General features: G+C 56.3%; 15 protein-coding genes. 6 read left to right on the top strand and 9 right to left on the bottom strand.

Annotated elements, in window-relative coordinates:
* Positions 1-198 precede the first annotated feature (198 nt).
* Positions 199-2,919, bottom strand: coding sequence for a DNA mismatch repair protein MutS (gene mutS, locus FJ695_RS04015; protein WP_141184235.1), 2,721 nt, complete (start codon positions 2,917-2,919; stop codon positions 199-201).
* 235 nt (positions 2,920-3,154) lie between these two features.
* On the opposite strand from mutS, the gene FJ695_RS04010 reads away from it, so the two are divergent.
* Positions 3,155-5,437 (top strand): NADP-dependent malic enzyme, encoded by a 2,283-nt coding sequence (locus tag FJ695_RS04010; RefSeq protein WP_141184234.1) that lies wholly within the window; start codon positions 3,155-3,157, stop codon positions 5,435-5,437.
* 166 nt (positions 5,438-5,603) lie between these two features.
* On the opposite strand, the gene secB is transcribed toward FJ695_RS04010, so the two are convergent.
* Positions 5,604-6,107, bottom strand: coding sequence for a protein-export chaperone SecB (gene secB / locus FJ695_RS04005; protein ID WP_141184233.1), 504 nt, complete (start codon positions 6,105-6,107; stop codon positions 5,604-5,606).
* 183 nt (positions 6,108-6,290) lie between these two features.
* On the opposite strand from secB, the gene FJ695_RS04000 reads away from it, so the two are divergent.
* From FJ695_RS04000 to FJ695_RS03980, 5 genes are all read left to right on the top strand, one after another.
* Positions 6,291-7,637, top strand: coding sequence for an ActS/PrrB/RegB family redox-sensitive histidine kinase (locus tag FJ695_RS04000; protein WP_141184232.1), 1,347 nt, complete (start codon positions 6,291-6,293; stop codon positions 7,635-7,637).
* A gap of 78 nt (positions 7,638-7,715) precedes the next feature.
* Positions 7,716-8,273 carry an ActR/PrrA/RegA family redox response regulator transcription factor gene (locus FJ695_RS03995; RefSeq protein ID WP_141184231.1) on the top strand — a complete coding sequence of 186 codons (558 nt, stop codon included), beginning with the start codon at positions 7,716-7,718 and terminating at the stop codon, positions 8,271-8,273.
* A gap of 113 nt (positions 8,274-8,386) precedes the next feature.
* Complete coding sequence (locus FJ695_RS03990; RefSeq protein ID WP_209010911.1) at positions 8,387-10,201, top strand: hypothetical protein; 1,815 nt, start codon at positions 8,387-8,389, stop codon at positions 10,199-10,201.
* 161 nt (positions 10,202-10,362) lie between these two features.
* Positions 10,363-12,051 (top strand): methyl-accepting chemotaxis protein, encoded by a 1,689-nt coding sequence (locus tag FJ695_RS03985; protein WP_141184230.1) that lies wholly within the window; start codon positions 10,363-10,365, stop codon positions 12,049-12,051.
* A 319-nt stretch (positions 12,052-12,370) separates the two neighbouring features.
* Positions 12,371-14,059: a methyl-accepting chemotaxis protein gene (locus FJ695_RS03980; protein ID WP_141184229.1), complete on the top strand. Its 1,689-nt coding sequence runs from the start codon at positions 12,371-12,373 to the stop codon at positions 14,057-14,059.
* A 74-nt stretch (positions 14,060-14,133) separates the two neighbouring features.
* On the opposite strand, the gene coaA is transcribed toward FJ695_RS03980, so the two are convergent.
* Genes coaA through FJ695_RS03945 form a run of 7 tightly spaced genes read right to left on the bottom strand, consistent with a single transcriptional unit; the run spans position 14,134 to position 18,493 of the window.
* On the bottom strand, positions 14,134-15,099 hold the full coding sequence (gene coaA, locus FJ695_RS03975; RefSeq protein ID WP_141184228.1) for a type I pantothenate kinase: 966 nt from the start codon (positions 15,097-15,099) through the stop codon (positions 14,134-14,136).
* Between the two features lie 50 nt (positions 15,100-15,149).
* The gene (locus FJ695_RS03970; protein ID WP_141184227.1) at positions 15,150-15,473 is read right to left on the bottom strand and encodes a phosphoribosyl-ATP diphosphatase; all 324 of its coding nucleotides are present in this window, start codon (positions 15,471-15,473) and stop codon (positions 15,150-15,152) included.
* A gap of 35 nt (positions 15,474-15,508) precedes the next feature.
* Positions 15,509-16,288, bottom strand: a complete 780-nt coding sequence (gene hisF, locus FJ695_RS03965) for an imidazole glycerol phosphate synthase subunit HisF (protein WP_141184226.1) — start codon at positions 16,286-16,288, stop codon at positions 15,509-15,511.
* A complete protein-coding gene (hisA, locus tag FJ695_RS03960; protein ID WP_141184225.1) occupies positions 16,285-17,028 on the bottom strand; it encodes a 1-(5-phosphoribosyl)-5-[(5-phosphoribosylamino)methylideneamino]imidazole-4-carboxamide isomerase in 744 nt (247 codons plus the stop codon). The genes hisF and hisA overlap by 4 nt, the downstream gene beginning before the upstream one ends.
* Positions 17,029-17,034: 6 nt before the next feature.
* Positions 17,035-17,322: a DUF1330 domain-containing protein gene (locus FJ695_RS03955; protein ID WP_141184224.1), complete on the bottom strand. Its 288-nt coding sequence runs from the start codon at positions 17,320-17,322 to the stop codon at positions 17,035-17,037.
* Between the two features lie 17 nt (positions 17,323-17,339).
* Positions 17,340-17,993: an imidazole glycerol phosphate synthase subunit HisH gene (gene hisH, locus FJ695_RS03950; RefSeq protein ID WP_141184223.1), complete on the bottom strand. Its 654-nt coding sequence runs from the start codon at positions 17,991-17,993 to the stop codon at positions 17,340-17,342.
* On the bottom strand, positions 17,990-18,493 hold the full coding sequence (locus FJ695_RS03945) for a DUF2628 domain-containing protein (protein WP_209010910.1): 504 nt from the start codon (positions 18,491-18,493) through the stop codon (positions 17,990-17,992). Before FJ695_RS03945 ends, hisH begins: the two co-directional genes overlap by 4 nt.
* Between the last annotated feature and the right edge of the window lie 9 nt (positions 18,494-18,502).

The raw sequence follows: 18,502 nt of genomic DNA, 5'->3' as shown, positions 1-18,502 counted from the left end.
AAACGAGTGGGTCCTCGGTCTTAGCTGCGCTGCGCCAGGGATGACGGCGTGAATAAAGAGGATGCGCTCCGCCCTTTCCCCCGTCATGCCGGATCAAGTAGGTAATGATGAAAGACGACCTTTTGGCTTTTGCAGCCCGGCAAGAGCCGATCAATGGCTTAGTCCGTTTGTTCCTGGCAGCGTTGATTGGTTACGGCCCTACCCCTCGCTGACCTGCAATCCCTTCAGCTTATAAAGGGCTTCCAGAGCTTCGCGCGGGGTCATGTCGTCGGGGTCGAAGCCGCCGAGGGCTTCGTGGATCGGGTCTGCCTCTTGGCTGGCTGCTGCCGCGCTGGGCGGCGGGGCGAGCGTTGCAAAGAGCGGCAGTTCGTCGATCAGGTTTTGTGACGGCGCGTTGCGGTCCTGTTCTTCCAATTGGGAAAGCACCTGTTTGGAGCGTTCGACGACCGTTGCCGGAAGGCCGGCCAGCTTGGCGACCTGAATGCCGTAGGACCGGTCGGCGGCACCCGGCACGATCTCGTGCAGGAAGATCACTTCACCGTTCCACTCTTTCACAGACACCGTGGCATTCGACAGCCGTTCCAGCTTGCCGGAAAGCGCGGTCAATTCGTGATAGTGCGTGGCAAAGAGGGCGCGGGACTTGTTGACCTCATGCAGGTGCTCGATGGTCGCCCAGGCAATGGAGAGCCCGTCGAAGGTCGCCGTGCCCCGGCCGATCTCGTCCAAAATCACCAGCGAGCGGTCACCGGCCTGATTGAGGATCGCGGCGGTTTCGACCATCTCCACCATGAAGGTCGAGCGCCCACGCGCCAGATCGTCGGCCGCACCAACACGGGAGAAGAGCCGGTCAACAACACCAATCTGTGCGGAAATCGCCGGAACAAACGACCCCATCTGAGCGAGAACAGCAATCAGTGCGTTCTGGCGCAGAAAAGTCGATTTACCGGCCATGTTCGGACCCGTAATCAACCAGATATGGCCGATATCTTCGTCGGCCTCAGGCCCGAGATTGGCGTCATTGGCGACAAAACTCTCCCCGCCCGCTTTTTTGAGCGCGAGTTCAACGACAGGATGCCGGGCTCCCTTGATGTCAAAAGCGCGGCTGTCATCGACCTGTGGCCGGGAATAGTTTTCGTCCTGGGCGAGTTTGGCCAAGGCGCCAGAAACATCCAGGATGCTCAGGCCCTGAGCCGCGGACTTGATGGCATCGCCGGCATCGATGATCGCCTGTGACAGGCGGTCGAAGATCTCCAGTTCGATGGCAAGCGACCGTTCGCCGGCGCTGGCGATCTTCGATTCCAGATCCGCCAATTCCGTCGTGGTGAAGCGCATGGCGCCTGCCATGGTCTGCCGGTGAATGAAGCGGGAGGGATCTGCCGTCAGCTTTTCGGTTTGTGCGGTCGGGGCTTCGATGAACCAGCCGAGCACATTGTTGTGCTTGATCTTTAGCGACCGGAGACCGAGTTCTTCGGAGTAATCAGCCTGCAGTTTAGCAATGACCTTGCGGCTTTCATCGCGCAGCGCGCGTAATTCATCGAGATCCGCGTTGTAGCCGGTGGCGATAAAATTGCCGTCACGTTTTAAAAGCGGTGGTTCTTCCTTGATCGCAGCCACAAGTTCAGCGCCGAGATCGTGCGGGGCCTGATCCAGGCTCGCCCGGGCAGCAGCTATTTCCGCAGGGATTTCGGAGGGCGTTGCGCCGGTTTGGTCGAGAACCGCCCGCGCGGCCGCCAATCCTTGTGCAATCGACAGAATGTCACGCGGCCCACCCCGGTTCAAAGCAATACGGGACAGCGCGCGGGCCATATCCGGCGCGCCTTTTAGGGTCTGGCGCAGGCCCTCGCGCATGATTTCGTTTTCAAGGAAAAACGCAACTGCATCGTGTCGTCGCTGGATGGCGTCGACATTGACGAGCGGCCCGGCGAGCCGGCTGGCAAGCAGCCGCGAGCCGCCGCCGGTCACAGTCCGGTCGATGGTCGAAAGCAGCGAGCCTTGTTTTTCGCCGGACAGCGTGCGCGCAAGTTCCAGATTGGCGCGGGTGGCCGGATCGATGAGCATGCGGCCGGCACCCGCCTCTCGCACTGGCGGGTCGAGCGGCGGGCGTTCGCCGAGCTGAGTTTTTTCGATGTAGGACAAGATTCCGGCCGCGGCAGAAAGTTCCGCGCGGCTAAAGGTTCCGAACCCGTCGAGGGTTTTGACGCCGAAATAATGGGCCAGTCGGTCTGCCGCCGTCGAACTGTCAAAAAAAGCGCGCGGTACCGGTGAGAGTGCTCCGCCGGAAAGTTCGGCTTGCTGGCGCAGCTCTTGTTCCTGCAAGAGATTGTCGGCCAGGATCAGTTCTTTGGGGCTGACCTGGGCGAGATCGGCTGCAAGACGCTGGTGGTCTGTCTCAGACACTTGAAACGAGCCAGTCGACATGTCGATCCAAGCCAATCCATAGACCGCATCGCCCGCCAGAGATCCGCCTTTCAGCCGGGTGAGCGCCATCAGATAGTTGTTGGTGCCCGCATCCAAAAGCCGCTCTTCGGTGAGCGTACCGGGTGTGACGAGGCGCACCACATCGCGCCGGACAACGGATTTTGAGCCGCGCTTTTTTGCTTCCGCCGGATCTTCGGTCTGTTCGCAAACGGAGACACGGTGGCCCAGCGCGATCAGCTTTTGCAAGTAGTCATCAGCAGCGTGGACGGGAACGCCGCACATTGGGATGTCTTCGCCCTTGTGTTTGCCGCGTTTGGTCAGTGTGATGCCCAATGCCCGGCTTGCGACTTCAGCATCTTCAAAAAAAAGCTCATAAAAATCGCCCATCCGATAGAATAAAAGACTATCCGGGTTGGCGGTTTTGATCTCGATGAATTGAGCCATCATCGGCGTGACTTTGGTGTCTGCCGGAGCCGGTTTTTGCGCATTCGTCTGGGTCATTCCCGATACCTAGAACAAGCCGCACCCAAGTGAAAGCGCCAGATCGGTCTAACTGGCTCAATGCCGTGCCGGAGAAAGAGTTTGTTGTGAATAGAGACCGACGGGTTCCGGTTACCCGTCTGCCAGCCTTGATCCGCATAAGGGATTAGATCCCCTGGGTTGAGGCTTCAATTTTCCGGAGATAAGGTCATACCCCGCCGTCAGACGCGCCAAAAAATAAGGAAACGCCCGCAACATGTCCGCCGATAAACCGTCATCAAAGACAAACGTCAGTTTTACCGATCAGGAAGCCTTGCAATTTCACCAGCAAGGACGGCCCGGAAAGCTGGAAATCACTCCGACCAAACCAATGGCGACCCAGCGCGATTTGTCGCTGGCCTATTCACCTGGCGTGGCGGTGCCGGTGCTGGCGATCGCGGACGACCCAAGCCGTGCCTACGACTACACCACCAAGGGCAACCTGGTCGCGGTGATTTCCAACGGGTCAGCCATTCTGGGCCTCGGAAACCTTGGTGCGCTTGCCTCCAAACCCGTGATGGAAGGCAAGTCAGTTCTGTTCAAGCGGTTCGCAGACGTGGATTCCATCGACCTGGAACTGGATACCCAAGACGTCGATGAATTCATCAATTCGGTGCGTTACATGGGCCCGTCTTTCGGCGGCATCAATCTGGAAGATATTAAGGCACCGGATTGTTTCATCATCGAGCAGCGTTTGCGCGAGTTGATGGACATCCCAGTGTTCCATGACGATCAGCATGGCACGGCAATCATCGCGGCGGCAGGCCTCATCAATGCCCTGCATCTGACCGGTCGGGACATGAAGGATGCCAAGGTTGTTTGTAACGGCGCTGGCGCGGCCGGGATTGCCTGTATCGAACTTATCAAGGCAATGGGCGTCCCGAATGAGAATGTCACGCTGTGCGACACCAAAGGCGTGATCTACAAAGGCCGTGAAGAGGGCATGAACCAATGGAAGTCGGCGCATGCCGTCGAAACCAAGGCCCGCTCGCTTTATGACGCCATGAAGGGTGCAGATGTCTTCTTCGGCGTTTCGGTCAAAGGAGCGCTGACCCCGGATATGCTGCGCGTGATGGCACCGAACCCCATCATCTTTGCCATGGCCAATCCGGATCCGGAAATCACTCCGGAAGAAGCTGCGGAAGTTCGGGACGATGCCATTGTTGCCACTGGACGATCGGACTATCCGAACCAGGTCAACAACGTCCTTGGTTTTCCTTACATTTTCCGCGGTGCGCTGGATGTTCAGGCAACAACCATCAACGACGATATGAAAGTTGCCTGTGCCACTGCTTTGGCGGAACTTGCCCGCGAAGAAGTGCCCGATGAAGTGGCGGCGGCTTACCGCGGCAACCGGCCGAAATTCGGCCCGCAATACATTATCCCGGTCCCGTTCGATCCGCGCCTCATTCACGCGATCCCACCTGCGGTTGCTCAGGCAGCAATGGATTCTGGTGTTGCCCAGCGTCCAATCGTCGACATGGAAGCTTACAAACACCAGCTCTCGGCCCGCCGAGATCCGGTTGCTGGCACTTTGCAGCGGATCTTTACCAAGGTCCGCCAACAGCCGAAGCGCGTTGTGTTTGCAGAAGGTGAGGAAGAGCCGACCATCCGGGCTGCAGCAAGTTTCGTCAGTCAGGGGTTGGGCGAAGCTATTCTCATTGGCCGCGAAGACGAAATCCAATCGATGGCCGATCAGGCAGGTGTTGATATCAACCGGCCGGGTATTACTATCCAGAATGCCCGGATATCGGACCGAAATTCCGATTATGCCCAGTATCTCTATGGTCGTCTGCAGCGGCGCGGTTACTTGCTGCGGGACTGTCAGCGCATGGTAAACAACGACCGGAATTTCTGGGGTGCGATCATGGTGGCGCGTGGCGATGCCGACGCCATGGTGACTGGTCTCACCCGGAATTATTCGGTGGCGCTAGATACGGTTCGGGCGACCATTGATCCGAAACCGGGTCACCGCGTGATTGGCGTCTCTCTGGCGTTGGCTCGTGGGCGCACCGTTCTGGTTGCCGATACGGCGGTAATCGATATGCCGAATTCGGAAGAGCTGGCGGATATCGCTGAAGAAGCAGCCCATGTTGCCCGCAAGCTCGGTTATGAGCCGCGCGTCGCCATGCTCGCTTATTCCACCTTTGGCCACCCGCGGGGCGAGCGCTCGGAAAAGGTTATTGAGGCAGTGAAGATCCTCGACCGGCGCCGGGTTGATTTCGAATATGACGGTGAAATGGCTGCCGATGTGGCCCTCGACACAGACCGTATGGCGGCTTACCCATTCTGCCGGCTGACCGGACCGGCCAATGTCCTGGTGATGCCGGCGTTCCACTCTGCGTCGATTTCAACGAAGATGTTGCAGGAGTTGGGCGGTGCCACGGTCATTGGGCCACTTCTGGTCGGCTTCGACAAATCGATTCAGATCGTGCCGCTTGGCGCCAAGGATAGCGACATCGTCAACATGGCCGCAATTGCCGCGTTCAATGTGACGTAAAGAAATAGCCGCCGAAATTTCTCTGCTTTCCCGGCCTCGAGCCGGGATCTGCGGGCGTTGCTTTTTAATCCCCGATCAGGTTCGGGACTGCGCCAGCCAAATGAACATAAAAAACCCGCACTGGCTAAGCCGGTGCGGGTTCTTTGTTTTTGCTATCGCAAAAAATTTAGTTCGGCTTCTGCTCGCCAGCGCCTTGCGCCGCTGCTTGCTGTTCCATGTTCTGGCGGTACAGCTGGGCGAAGTCGATTGGGTCGAGCATCAGCGGCGGGAAACCACCGTTGCGCGTTGCTTCCGACATGATGTTGCGTGCGAATGGGAAGATCATGCGTGGGCATTCGATCATAACGAACGGATGCATATGGTCTTCCGGCACACCAGTGATCTTGAAGAGACCTGCATAGACCAGTTCGACGTTGAACAATACCATATCCGGACGTTCAGCTTTGGCTGACAATGTCAGCGAAACTTCGAATTGATCATCGCCGACCTGTTGAGCGCCGACATTCACGTTAATGTCGAGTTTCGGCTGGTCGCCCTGGATCAGGGAGCGCGGTGCATTCGGGTTTTCAAACGAAAGATCCTTGATGTACTGGCCAAGGATGTTCATGCCCGGTGCAGCATCGGCGCCTTCCGCCTGCGGGGCTGCGCCGCCGTCATTGGTGTCGGTCATCGTGTCTTAATTCCGTTGCGCGGTGCTGTTCATAGGTGAGGGCCTTGAGGCCCGCTAGGCTGCAGGTCCGCGTCTGCCCACAACCGCTGTTGACGGCTGGCTACCATTTCGCTGGGCCGGATACAAGGGCTGCTCGGTTTCCTGCGGCTTGCAAGCCCTGAAAAACCGTATCAAAAGGGACATATGGCTGACGATCCCGCTTCTACTATCATTTTGCCGCACCGGCGCTTGAAACTCGATACCCTGGTCCGTCTTCGCTGGCTTGCCATCGGCGGACAGAGCATCGCCTTGCTGGTGGTGCACGTTGGGCTCGGTTATCCGTTGCCTGCAGGTCCTGCGTTTGCACTGGTAGCATTGTCTGCCTGGCTCAACATTTTCTTGAAGATCCGGGCTCCGGCGGTCACCAGACTATCGGAACGGGGGGCGCTTTTTCAGCTGGGTTACGACATTCTGCAAATGAGTGGCCTCTTGTATCTGACCGGCGGCCTGGGCAATCCGTTTGCGTTTTTGTTGATGGCCCCGGTGATGGTATCTGCCGCCGGCCTTTCGGCCCGCCACACAATGTTGCTTGGCGCGCTGGCGACAATTTGCGCAAGCATTTTGGCGGTCTATCATTTACCCCTTCCCTGGCTTGTTGGTGAAGACTTCCGATTGCCGGTGGTCTACTCGGTTGGCATCTGGGTGGCCTTGGTTCTGACCCTTGGTTTTATGGCGATTTATGCCTTCCGAGTTGCAAATGAAGCCCGGCAGATGGCCGATGCGCTGGCCGCAACGGAGTTGGTTCTGGCACGCGAACAGCATCTCAATGCGCTGGATGGATTGGCGACAGCCGCAGCTCATGAACTTGGAACACCGCTTGCGACGATCTATTTGGTCGCCAAGGAACTCTCCGATGAATTTGAGGAGAAGGATCCGCGCGGCGAGGACGTTGAATTGATCCGCTCGCAGGCTGAACGGTGCCGCACAATCCTGAAAAGGCTCACCAGTCTGTCGAGTGATGAGGATAAAACCTATCAAAGTATGCCGGTGTCTCAGCTTCTGGAAGAAGTGATCGATCCTCACCGCGGAACAGGCTTGCTTATTCATACGGTTCTGGACGGCAGGGGCCAAGAGCCGATCGGAACCCGGAATGCCGCCATTCGCTATGGTCTTGGCAACTTGCTTGAAAATGCCATCGATTTCGCTAAATCCAGTGTTACGGTATCGGCTGATTGGGATGATAAGATGCTCAACATCACGATCGAGGATGATGGTCCCGGATTCGCTCAGGAAGTTCTGGGAAAAATCGGCGACCCTTATGTCTCAGTCCGGAGCGGAAAATCGGGCAGTGGCAGTACGGGTGGAGGCCTTGGGCTCGGCATATTCATTGCCAAAACATTGCTGGAACGAACCGGCGCACGGGTGCAGTTGGAAAACCGCACTCCGGCCCACAGCGGCGCTCATATCCGCATCAGTTGGCCGCGCGAGACCTATGAAAATCATCCGGCAGTAGACGAAATGGCGATTTCGGACCATAACCACACGAAATAGAGTTCAGCTGTACGTGTTAGGGCATGGAGTCATCCGACCCGGTACAAACTAGCGTAAAAGAAAAAACGGTTGCGCAATATGACAGATCCGACTGCTTCGCTTGATACTATAGAGGACAAGAGCCTCCTTATTGTCGACGATGACAAGCCTTTTCAGCAACGCCTGGCACGGGCTATGGAAAAACGCGGATTTATTACTGAAACGGCCGACGGCTTGCAGGACGCAGTGGTCAAGATCAGCCAGAAAGTACCGGCGTTTGCAATCGTCGATATGCGGCTGGAAGATGGCAATGGCCTGGATGTAATTCAGCAAATCCGGGCCCGCAGACCGGACTCGCGGGCAATAATCTTGACTGGTTATGGCAACATCGCAACTGCGGTCACAGCGGTTAAAATGGGCGCTATCGATTATTTGGCAAAGCCCGCCGATCCTGATGATATTGTTGCCGCACTCGCCCGCAAGCCGGAGGAAAAAGCCGAGCCGCCGGAAAATCCCATGTCGGCCGACCGGGTGCGCTGGGAACATATTCAGCGGGTGTATGAGCTGTGTGACCGCAATGTTTCCGAAACGGCACGCCGTCTAAACATGCATCGGCGGACCTTGCAGCGTATTCTGGCAAAACGTGCGCCCCGCTAAGCAAGACTTCGATCCAAGTTGCCTTGGCAGAAGAACGCAGGCTTGCCCTTTCGGCGCCACTTTGACTAAGTAACGGCACTTGATCATCCATCGCGCTCCAACGGAGATCGCTCATGCGGCGTTTGGCTGTCCGTTCTGATATGTCCTTGTACTTCCGGTCCAGTGTTCTTGCTCTCACCGGGTTAGCGGCAATTGGTGCTGCGACCGCGGCGTTGGCGCAATCGGCGCCTGAAACACTTCGGATCAATGTTGAACCGGCCGAGCCCGGAATCCGGTCCGTGACGCTCAACAAAAAGTACCGGCCGATTATCAATCGGGACGACAAAGGTGTTGTCATCGACACCATGGGAAGCAGCAATTCGCTGCCGCCCTGTGAAATCAAGCTTGAAATCACGCTGGAAAACAGCCGTGTCTTGCACCGCGATGCAGATATTTGCAGTGGCAGCACTCTTCTCGTTGATGTGACGAGCAATGAAAAGCCCGGCGCTGTTGCGCGGGTGGTGGGCACAGGGTCTGGTGTTGCTGCTGGGCCGTCGACGAGTGCGCCGGATCAACCGGTCACGTCGACGCCAGCCGTCACTGCGGTTCCGTCTGGACAGTCTGATAGCCAAGATCAGGGTACCGTCTCTTCTGGTCTCGACCCGGTTGACGCGCAACCTGGCGGATTGGAACCATTAGAACAAGTTGACACACCAATTTCCGTTCCAAGCGGCCAAACCGATACGGCGGCTTTGCCAGGCAGTCTGGAAACGGCTGTCCAGAACCGGCTTGATCAGACTGGATCTCCTGGGCAGGCCAATTCTCAGCCGGTGTTGATTCCGGCATCCGATGCCCGCACTTGGATTGCCGAGCCCGGCAGTCAGCCTGGCGCTCTTTCTTTGTTACAGCACACGGTGCCACAGACGGATGACCGGGACTTCCGGGCGCAATGTGGCACGCAGTCGGGCTATGCGGCGGTAACTTTCCAGCAGGCCCCGGCTGGTCTGACAGAAGGCATGCCACAGACTGTGTTCATCACAGCAGGTGATTTTTCGGCCACCTACAATGCATTCGGGTCCTCGAGTAATAACGAGGCGGGTGTTTCCTTACCGGAAATCACATTGGAGATGACCGACCCGCTTTGGCAGGCATTGATCCAGCAATCGGAATTGTCGATCACTGTCGAGAGTATGCCTGCGTACACAGTTTCTCTGAAAGGCAGTGCAACGCCAGTGCGCCTGTTTGTGGCGACCTGTGCGCTTGCCCAACAGATTGTTTCCGACAATGGTTTGCCGCCAGGCCAGGATCCGGGATCGGATCTTGCATGCACAGAGCTTGGCCGGATCCGCTCAGTCGAGGCAGAACGACCGGGTGAAATCGTCTTCAGGAATGCAAGTCAGGAAGCAGTCGATATCAATTGGGTGGACTATCGCGGCGGCGAACGGCGTTATGCCCGCCTTGAGCCCGGCCAGATCCTGGAACAGCAAACCTACATGTCCCACGCTTGGACAGTCCGGGGCGCCTCGGGTCAATGCCGCGGGATCTATGTCAGCCAGACACCCTACCGGGAAGTTGTTCTGAAAGGTGCTCCACGCGGGTTCGCCAATCCCAATGGTCTTTCAGGGCCGGCGGGTGGGCAATTTCCTTCAGGCCCTGTTCCCCCAGGAAGTGTTGGCGGGGCAAACCAGCAAATCTATCCGCAGCAGGCCGGCCGGGCCAATGTTGCCGATTATCTATGTACCGCCGGTATCGATCTGAATGTCGTGTTTTCACCCGATGGCCGGACGGCCACAGTTGCCGAGATGGGGTATGGCGCCGTTACCCTGCAGCGCCAGGGAAGTGCAAATACATTTTACTTCGAATCACAAGGACACGTGCTCAAAGGTCAAATCCAAAATGCGACTTGGTCCCGGCCTGGTTTGCGGGATGTGTTCTGTGCACGCCGGTAATATCCAAAACTGACGTGTAGGAAACTTCCCTTCAAGCAAAACATCGGTGCAAATTTTTGATTATATTGGTATTTTTACCATTATCCGGCTAAAAAATTTAAGGTTTTGGTCAGTTGTTCTGAATTAGTGAATATTCAGTTCAACTTAGGGAATCACTCGCCATGTCCTTTGCTCGCTGGCCCATCACATGGAAGATCAGTCTTCCGATTGCCACTATTTTGCTGTTCACGATTGCGATTTGTGCGGTTAGCCTCAACAGCCTTTACTCGGCCATGTTTGAAGAGCGCATCAGCAAGATTGAAAACATTTCAAACAGTGCTGTTGCCATCGCAAAGCACTATCATGGCCAGGAAAAAGCCGGGAAGATGAGCCGAGAAGAAGCCCAAGCTGCAGCCAAAGCAGCGATTGGTGCAATCCGGTTCGAAGGCAACAACTATGTTTTTGTCTATGATTACAACGGTATCAATTTGGTTCATCCAAAAACCGCGCTTATCGGTACGGACATGTCGAACTTCACCGATAAAAGCGGATTGAAAATCACTCAGGAGCTGGCGAAACAAGCAAAGTCTGGCGGCGGTTCCGTTCTGTATCACTGGCCACGGGCAAACAGCGAAGTTGCTATCGCAAAATACGGCTGGGGCGCTGATTTTTCTGCCTGGAACTGGTGGATGGGAACCGGCGTTTATATGGATGATCTCGATGCGGCGTACTGGAACTCTGCAACCGTTATCATTGCGCTTGCTGTTTTTGGCGCCTTGATTGCGATTTCAATCGCAGTGTTTGCGGTGCGTGCAACGGTTCGTCCGCTCACACAGCTGACAGTTAACATGAACCGCCTGGCGGACGGTGAAACTGGTATCCAGGTTGAAGGCGCTGGCCGGGGCGACGAGATTGGCCAGATGGCGTCCGCAATGGAGATTTTCGTTCGGAACGAAGCCGAACGCCGGGACCTGGAAGTTCAGCAGAACGCCAGCCAGGAAGACGCAGCCCGCAAAGGCGCGGAAATCCAGAGCCTGAGTGGCGAGTTTGATCAGCAGATCATGGAGATGATGGGCATCATCGACAGTTCCGTTCAGAACCTGCAGTCAGCCTCAGCCGACATGACCGGTGTTGCAGCTCAAACAACCGAGCAAAGCGGATTTGTTTCCAACGCCTCTTCCCAGGCGGCTCATAACGTGGAAACGGTGGCGGCTGCGGCAGAAGAACTGTCGGCGTCTGTCAATGAAATCCGCCGCCAGGTGCAGGCCTCCAGTGAGATCGCAGCGAAAGCTGCCAATGAGGCCCAGGCGACCAACCAGCGCATGAATGGCCTGTCGGAAGCTGCGGGCCGGATCGGCGAGGTTGTCACGCTCATTCAAGCCATTGCCGAGCAGACCAACTTGTTGGCACTGAATGCAACCATTGAGGCCGCCCGTGCCGGCGAAGCGGGCAAAGGTTTCGCAGTTGTTGCATCGGAAGTGAAGGAACTGGCGACTCAGACCTCCAAGGCAACGGAAGAGATTTCTAGCCAGATCACGGCGATCCAGGACGAGACCGGCCATGCGGCGAGCGCGATTTCCTCGGTGACCGAGATCATCAACAACATGAACGAGATTGCGTCCTCCATTGCCTCATCGGTCGAAGAGCAAGGTGTCGCGACTCAGGAAATCGCGACCAACGCGACAGAAGCCTCGCGCAGCACGGTTGAAGTGACAACCAGCATTGAATCAGTGGCGTCTGCGGCGGAAAATACTCGCGATACGGCTGGCAACGTTGAAGCGTCGGCCCAGCAGCTGGAGCAGAACGCTGGTATGCTGCGTGATCAGGTTGCGACGTTCTTGAACGAAGTGCGCAAGCGTTCGGCTGCTTAACGTACCTCAGCTTTCAACAAAATCGGCACAGTCAAAACCCGCGAAGCCAAGCTTTGCGGGTTTTTCCGATTTAAAGGCAGACGATACGCATTAATTCTATAAGATTGATGTCATAGTCGCTTAAACATTAGCAACCATAGATAATAACAAAACATCCTATGATTGGTTTTACCTATAGATCAGAGATAAATGTCAAAACTACATAGGTAATATTACGCAAGCTAAAGATAATATTGATAAATTGGCGGGCGAATTAATCATTTAGTCAACGATAACGAGTTTCCTTAAGGGAAGATATGATAAATAGGAAACGCTCGTTATGTCCTTTGCGCGCTGGCCCATCACCTGGAAGATAAGTCTCCCAATTGCTACGATTTTGCTCTTCACGTTTGCGATTTGTGTGATCAGTCTCAACAGCCTTTATTCGGCAATGTTTGAAGAACGTATCGCCAAAATCGAGGATATCTCGAACAGCGCCGTATCGATCGCTGCATATTATCACGGGCAAGAAACGACCGGCGCGATGAGCCGCGAAGATGCTCAAGCGGCTGCAAAGGCGGCGATTGGCGCCATCCGCTTCGAAGGCAACAATTACGTTTTTGCTTACAACTACAACGGCATCAACCTGGTGCACCCTAAGGCTTCCCTTGTGGGCACCAACATGATGGATTTCAAAGATAAAACTGGCGTGCGGATCATCGCGGAATTGACCAGCAAGGCGAAGGCCGGCGGAGGTTCTGTTTTGTATTATTGGCCGCGCGCCAACAGCGAAGTACCTGTCGCCAAATATGGCTGGGGCGCCGATTTCTCCCCGTGGAACTGGTGGGTTGGAACAGGCGTCTATATGGACGATCTGGACGCGGCCTACTGGAATGCAGCCATGGTCATCATCGCGCTTGGGCTTGTTGGGGCAGCGATTGCCATTTCGATAGCGGTCATTGCGGTGCGTGCAACGGTTCGTCCGCTCAAGCAATTGACAAACAGCATGAATCGCCTGGCAGAGGGTGAAATTGGTATAGACATTGAAGGCGCCGGCCGGGGCGATGAGATTGGTCAGATGGCGTCTGCGATGGAAATCTTCGTCCAGAACGAGACTGAGCGCCGTAACCTTGAACAACAACAAAATGCCAGCCAGGAAGATGCGGCGCGCAAAGGTGCGGAAATCCAGCAACTCAGCGGTGAGTTTGATCAGCAAATCATGGAAATGATGAGCACGATCGACAGCTCAGTCCAGAACCTCCAGTCGGCGTCAGCGGACATGACCGGTGTTGCAGCTCAGACGACCGAACAAAGCGGATTTGTTTCCAATGCTTCTTCTCAGGCTTCCCATAATGTTGAGACGGTGGCAGCAGCAGCGGAAGAATTATCGGCGTCGGTCAGCGAAATCAGCCGCCAGGTACAATCTTCCAGCCAGATTGCTGCCAAAGCAGCCAGCGAAGCGGAAGCAACCAACCAGCGGATGGATGGTCTGTCTGAATCGGCCGGCCGAATTGGCGAGGTTGTCACGCTCATTCAAGCCATTGCCGAGCAGACCAACTTGCTGGCACTGAATGCGACCATTGAGGCCGCCCGTGCCGGTGAAGCGGGCAAAGGTTTCGCAGTTGTTGCATCGGAAGTGAAGGAACTGGCGACCCAGACCTCCAAGGCAACGGAAGAGATCTCCAGCCAGATCACGGCGATCCAGGACGAGACCGGCCATGCGGCGAGCGCGATTTCCTCGGTGACCGAGATCATCAACAACATGAACGAGATTGCGTCCTCCATTGCCTCATCGGTCGAAGAGCAAGGTGTCGCGACTCAGGAAATCGCGACCAACGCGACGGAAGCCTCGCGCAGCACGGTTGAAGTGACGACCAGCATTGAATCGGTGGCCTCAGCTGCGGAAAACACCAAAGACACGGCCGGCAACGTTGAAGCATCAGCCCAGCAACTAGAGCAGAACGCCGGCATGCTGCGTGATCAAGTGGCGACGTTCTTAAGCGAAGTGCGCAAGCGTTCAGCGGCATAGAGCGCCTCAGCTCTCAAAACAGACAAAACCCGCGTGGCATGGCTTCGCGGGTTTTTTGTAAGCTGTCGATGTATTCAGACCTTGCGCAGCGCCACCTTGGAAATGCGGTGACTCGCATTTTTTGTCAGGATCAGGTCCGCTCTCGGGCGGGTCGGCAGAATGTTTTCCCGAAGATTCAACAAGTTGATCTCAGCCCAGATTTTATTGGCAGTTTCGACCGCTTCTTCGTCCGTGATGCGGGAATACTTATGGAAGTAAGAGCCGGGATCGCGGAAGGCGGTTTCTCTGAGGCGCATAAAGCGGTCGACATACCATTGCCGCAGCAGTTCCTCATCGGCGTCCATGTAGACAGAAAAGTCGAAGAAGTCGGACACAAACGGAACCGCCCGGCCATCCCTCGGCAATTCGCGCGTTTGCAATACGTTCAAACCCTCAACAATCAAAATGTCCGGCTTGTCGACGGTGACCGTGTGGCCTGGCATGACATCATAATAGAAGTGCGAATAGACGGGTGCGCGGACATTGCGTTTGCCGGCTTTGATATCGGAGAGGAATTTCAGCAGACGCGGCCGGTCGAAGCTTTCCGGAAAACCCTTTTTGGACATTAGGCCTTCGGATTCCAGAATGGCATTGGGAAACAGAAATCCGTCCGTTGTAATCAAATCGACTTTCGGGCTGGCCGGCCAGCGGGCCAGAAGTTCGCGCAAAACGCGGCTGGTGGTCGATTTTCCAACGGAAACAGATCCAGCAACACCAATGATAAATGGCGTCTTGCCGTCCCGTGTTCCAAGAAAGTCCTGGGTCGCCTGGTGAAGGCCAACGGTGGCTTCTGCATAAAAAGCCAGAAGGCGGGACAGTGGCAGATAGATCGCTTCCACTTGTTCCATGGAAACCGGGGCGTTGAGGCCTTGAAGCTGGGCAACTTCCTGTTCGGTCAAGGTCATGGGCGTGTCCGCCCGCAAGCGTGACCACTGGCGTTCTGTGAACACCCGGTAGGGGGATAAATCCATGTCCAGCGCAGTGGCGACTTTTTGATCCATGGTGACTTTGTCCCTGCTGCAGCGGCCGGTTGGCAATAGCCTATCAGGAATCACTCCTGTTGGCGGGATGCCTTTTCCTCAAGACCGGTTTGTCCCGTGCGCCCTGCAAGCTCTGCCATGACATCATCGAGCGGAACATTTAAGACATTCAGAACCACCAGCAAATGGTAAAGCAGATCTGCGGCTTCTGAGGTCAGTTCCTTCCGGTCTTCTTTGACGGCGGCAATCGCCGCCTCCACTGCTTCTTCTCCCAGTTTCTGAGCGCATTTGGCAACGCCCTTGCCGACGAGCTTGCGCGTATAGGACATCTCGTCCGCGCTCTTCGCACGTGCAGCAATAATGACGTCGAGGTCTTCCAGTGTGAACTTCGTCATTGGTCTATGTCCTTGCGGAAACTTTTATGCGGCATTCAGCCGTCCATCCGCATGGCAATGCCTGCGTCCGTCATATGCTGTTTGGTTTCGTGAATGGTGTATTCGCCGAAGTGGAAGATCGACGCGGCCAGAACAGCTGTTGCATGGCCATCCCGGATCCCTTCCACCATATGCTCCAAGTTGCCAACACCTCCAGAGGCAATGACCGGAACGGGCACAGCATCGGCGATCGCCCGCGTCAGCGCCAGATTATAGCCAGACTTTGTGCCGTCGCGGTCCATGGACGTCACAAGAAGTTCGCCTGCTCCCAGCGCGACCACCTTCTTGGCAAATTCAATGGCGTCAATTCCGGTTTGATTGCGCCCGCCGTGGGTAAAGATCTCGAATTTCTCCGGTTCGCCGGGCTCATTGACCTGCTTGGCATCAATGGAAACGACGATGCATTGCGCGCCGAATTTTTCTGCCGCTTCCTTGACGAATTCCGGATTATTGACCGCGGCCGTGTTGATCGACACCTTGTCTGCCCCGGCAATCAGGAGTTTGCGGATATCCTCCACGGTGCGCACGCCGCCGCCGACAGTCACCGGCATGAAACACGCCTCAGCGGTCCGCCGCACAACGTCATAGATCGTGTCCCGGCCCTCATGGCTGGCGGTAATGTCCAAAAAGCAGAGCTCGTCAGCCCCGGCTGCATCATAGGCCTTGGCCGCTTCCACCGGATCTCCGGCATCCACGAGGTCCACGAAATTGACGCCCTTGACGACACGGCCGTCTTTGACATCGAGGCAGGGTATGACACGGGCTTTGAGGGTCATGAGGCTTTGCTCCGGCTGGTGCGGATCAGGTCCATCGCTTCTGTTGGGTCGAGGCGGCCATCATAGAGCGCGCGGCCGGAAATTGCGCCTTCCAGGATGGCGCACTCGGGTTCCAACAGCTGATGGATATCGTCGATGGAAGCCAGACCGCCGGAAGCGATCACAGGAATGGAGACGGCTTGGGCAAGTTCTAAGGTCGACGGGATGTTGAGGCCTTTCAAGATGCCGTCCCGGTCGATGTCCGTATAGATGATCGCCGAAACGCCTGCATCCTCGAACTGCTTCGCCAAGCTGACAGCCGTTAGCTCAGACGTTTCCGCCCAGCCTTCAACGGCGACATAGCCACCCTTGGCATCGATCCCGACGGCAACATTGCCCGGGAATTTTTTGCAGGCTTGTTTGACCAGGTCTGGATCCCGGACCGCAACGGTGCCGAGGATTACTCGGCTGATGCCCTTGTCCAGCCATGCTTCGATATGGTCCAGCGTCCGAATCCCGCCGCCGAGTTGAACCGGGTTTTTCGTCGACTTCAAAATGGCATCGACCGCAGCGCCATTGACGCTTTCTCCGGCGAAGGCGCCATTGAGGTCAACCACATGCAGCCACTCGAAGCCTTGATCTTCAAAAACTTTGGCCTGAGCGCCCGGATCGTCGTTGAACACAGTTGCCTGGTCCATGTCGCCGAGTTTCAAGCGCACGCATTGGCCGTCTTTCAAATCGATGGCGGGAAACAGGATCATTTTATCTCAAATTCCTTCCACGATGACGATCTCGCCATCGGCACATGACTGGCGGATTTTGACCGCCTCTTGATATTCCGGCGAGTTATAACAATCGACGGCATCTTGGAAGCTTGGAAATTCGATTATAACGTTCCGCGCCCGTCCAGGCCCCTCGATCGTGTTGGCGTTTCCGCCCCGGGCGAGGAAATTGGCCCCAAAGCGCTCAAAGGCCGGTTTTGCAGTTGCCACATAATCCGGATAACGATCTGCGTCGCGAACGTCGACCCGTGCGACCCAATACCCCTTTGCCATAGTTTTCTCCCCTCTTGTTATGGCGTCCAGTCCAGAAAATTGCCGATCAGCTCAAGGCCGAGCCGCTGGCTTTTTTCCGGGTGGAACTGTGTTCCGATCATATTGTCCTTGGCCACCATCGCGGTGAACGTCCCGGCGTAGTCGAAGGTCGCCAGCCGGTCCGCGTCATTGGCGCAGGAAAAGTGGTAAGAGTGCACAAAATAGGCGTGCAAACCGTTCGGCCCTGTTTCAATTCCCTTGAACACAGCATGGCTTTCCGGGCGCACGTCAATGGTGTTCCAGCCCATGTGCGGGATTTTTAAGGTTGGATCGGTCGGCTTCATTTCGGTGACATCACCGCTGACCCAATCGAAACCGTCGATGGTTTCAAATTCCAGGCCGCGGCTGGCCATCAGCTGCATGCCGACACAGATGCCAAAAAACGGTTTGCCCTGTTTGTGAACCACCTCTTCCAGGGCTTCGGGCATGCCGTCAACGGCCCAAAGGCCGCGCTTGCAGTCGGCAAAGGCGCCGACGCCGGGCAGGACAATCCGGTCGGCTTTCAAAACGCGCTCGGGATCTGCGGTGACGATCACATCAGGAACATGGGCATGAGCGCGGGCCGCGCGCTCGAATGCCTTTTCGGCCGAGCGCAGATTGCCCGAGCCGTAATCGATGATCGCAATTGTCATTGACGGGTCTCCGGACCAAGGGTCAGGCCGACGACCTGCTCGCTGCCGATCCTTGGGACAATCGGTTCAGCGGCGGGCCGGGAGCTCTGCCGGTCACTCTTGATGGGATTTTGTTCAAAGTCCGCACGATTGCGGAAAAAGCGGAGTTCGGCCTCTTCTTTGGCCACACCTTCTGCAACGCCCAGCATGTGCCAGCCCTTGCGCTGCAAAGACCAGCAGCGCAGCGTCTGGGCTTCAAAGCCAAATAGAAAAGCAATAGCAAGGGCTGCTATGCCGGCAGCTGGTCCGCCCAGCGACAGGGCCGTGGCTTCAATAACCAGTGTGATGGTAAGATAACCAAGCAACACCAGCCACATACGATGGACCAGCATCCAGGGAATTGAGAACAGGAAGGCAAGCGCCGAAAACCTGTCCGGCACGAATTGCAGGTCACCGGTGATTTCCGGATCGCCGCCCAGGGTTTCAAATTCGGGCGGAGCCATCACAACATAGCTGGTCATGGGCCGGTC

The organism is Labrenzia sp. PHM005 (assembly GCF_006517275.1).
Classification (GTDB): Bacteria; Pseudomonadota; Alphaproteobacteria; order Rhizobiales; family Stappiaceae; genus Roseibium.
Note: the sequence above shows the minus strand (reverse complement) of the source record. Positions and strands in the feature narration are given on the sequence as shown.

Coding starts and splice junctions, on each gene's coding strand:
- hisH (WP_141184223.1), bottom strand. CDS start 17,993: ATGACAATTGCGATCATCGATTACGGCTCGGGCAATCTGCGCTCGGCC.
- FJ695_RS03995 (WP_141184231.1), top strand. CDS start 7,716: ATGACAGATCCGACTGCTTCGCTTGATACTATAGAGGACAAGAGCCTC.
- coaA (WP_141184228.1), bottom strand. CDS start 15,099: ATGGATCAAAAAGTCGCCACTGCGCTGGACATGGATTTATCCCCCTAC.
- hisF (WP_141184226.1), bottom strand. CDS start 16,288: ATGACCCTCAAAGCCCGTGTCATACCCTGCCTCGATGTCAAAGACGGC.
- FJ695_RS04010 (WP_141184234.1), top strand. CDS start 3,155: ATGTCCGCCGATAAACCGTCATCAAAGACAAACGTCAGTTTTACCGAT.
- FJ695_RS03970 (WP_141184227.1), bottom strand. CDS start 15,473: ATGACGAAGTTCACACTGGAAGACCTCGACGTCATTATTGCTGCACGT.
- FJ695_RS03985 (WP_141184230.1), top strand. CDS start 10,363: ATGTCCTTTGCTCGCTGGCCCATCACATGGAAGATCAGTCTTCCGATT.
- FJ695_RS03955 (WP_141184224.1), bottom strand. CDS start 17,322: ATGGCAAAGGGGTATTGGGTCGCACGGGTCGACGTTCGCGACGCAGAT.
- FJ695_RS03945 (WP_209010910.1), bottom strand. CDS start 18,493: ATGACCAGCTATGTTGTGATGGCTCCGCCCGAATTTGAAACCCTGGGC.
- FJ695_RS03980 (WP_141184229.1), top strand. CDS start 12,371: ATGTCCTTTGCGCGCTGGCCCATCACCTGGAAGATAAGTCTCCCAATT.
- FJ695_RS03990 (WP_209010911.1), top strand. CDS start 8,387: ATGCGGCGTTTGGCTGTCCGTTCTGATATGTCCTTGTACTTCCGGTCC.
- mutS (WP_141184235.1), bottom strand. CDS start 2,919: ATGACCCAGACGAATGCGCAAAAACCGGCTCCGGCAGACACCAAAGTC.
- secB (WP_141184233.1), bottom strand. CDS start 6,107: ATGACCGACACCAATGACGGCGGCGCAGCCCCGCAGGCGGAAGGCGCC.
- hisA (WP_141184225.1), bottom strand. CDS start 17,028: ATGATCCTGTTTCCCGCCATCGATTTGAAAGACGGCCAATGCGTGCGC.
- FJ695_RS04000 (WP_141184232.1), top strand. CDS start 6,291: ATGGCTGACGATCCCGCTTCTACTATCATTTTGCCGCACCGGCGCTTG.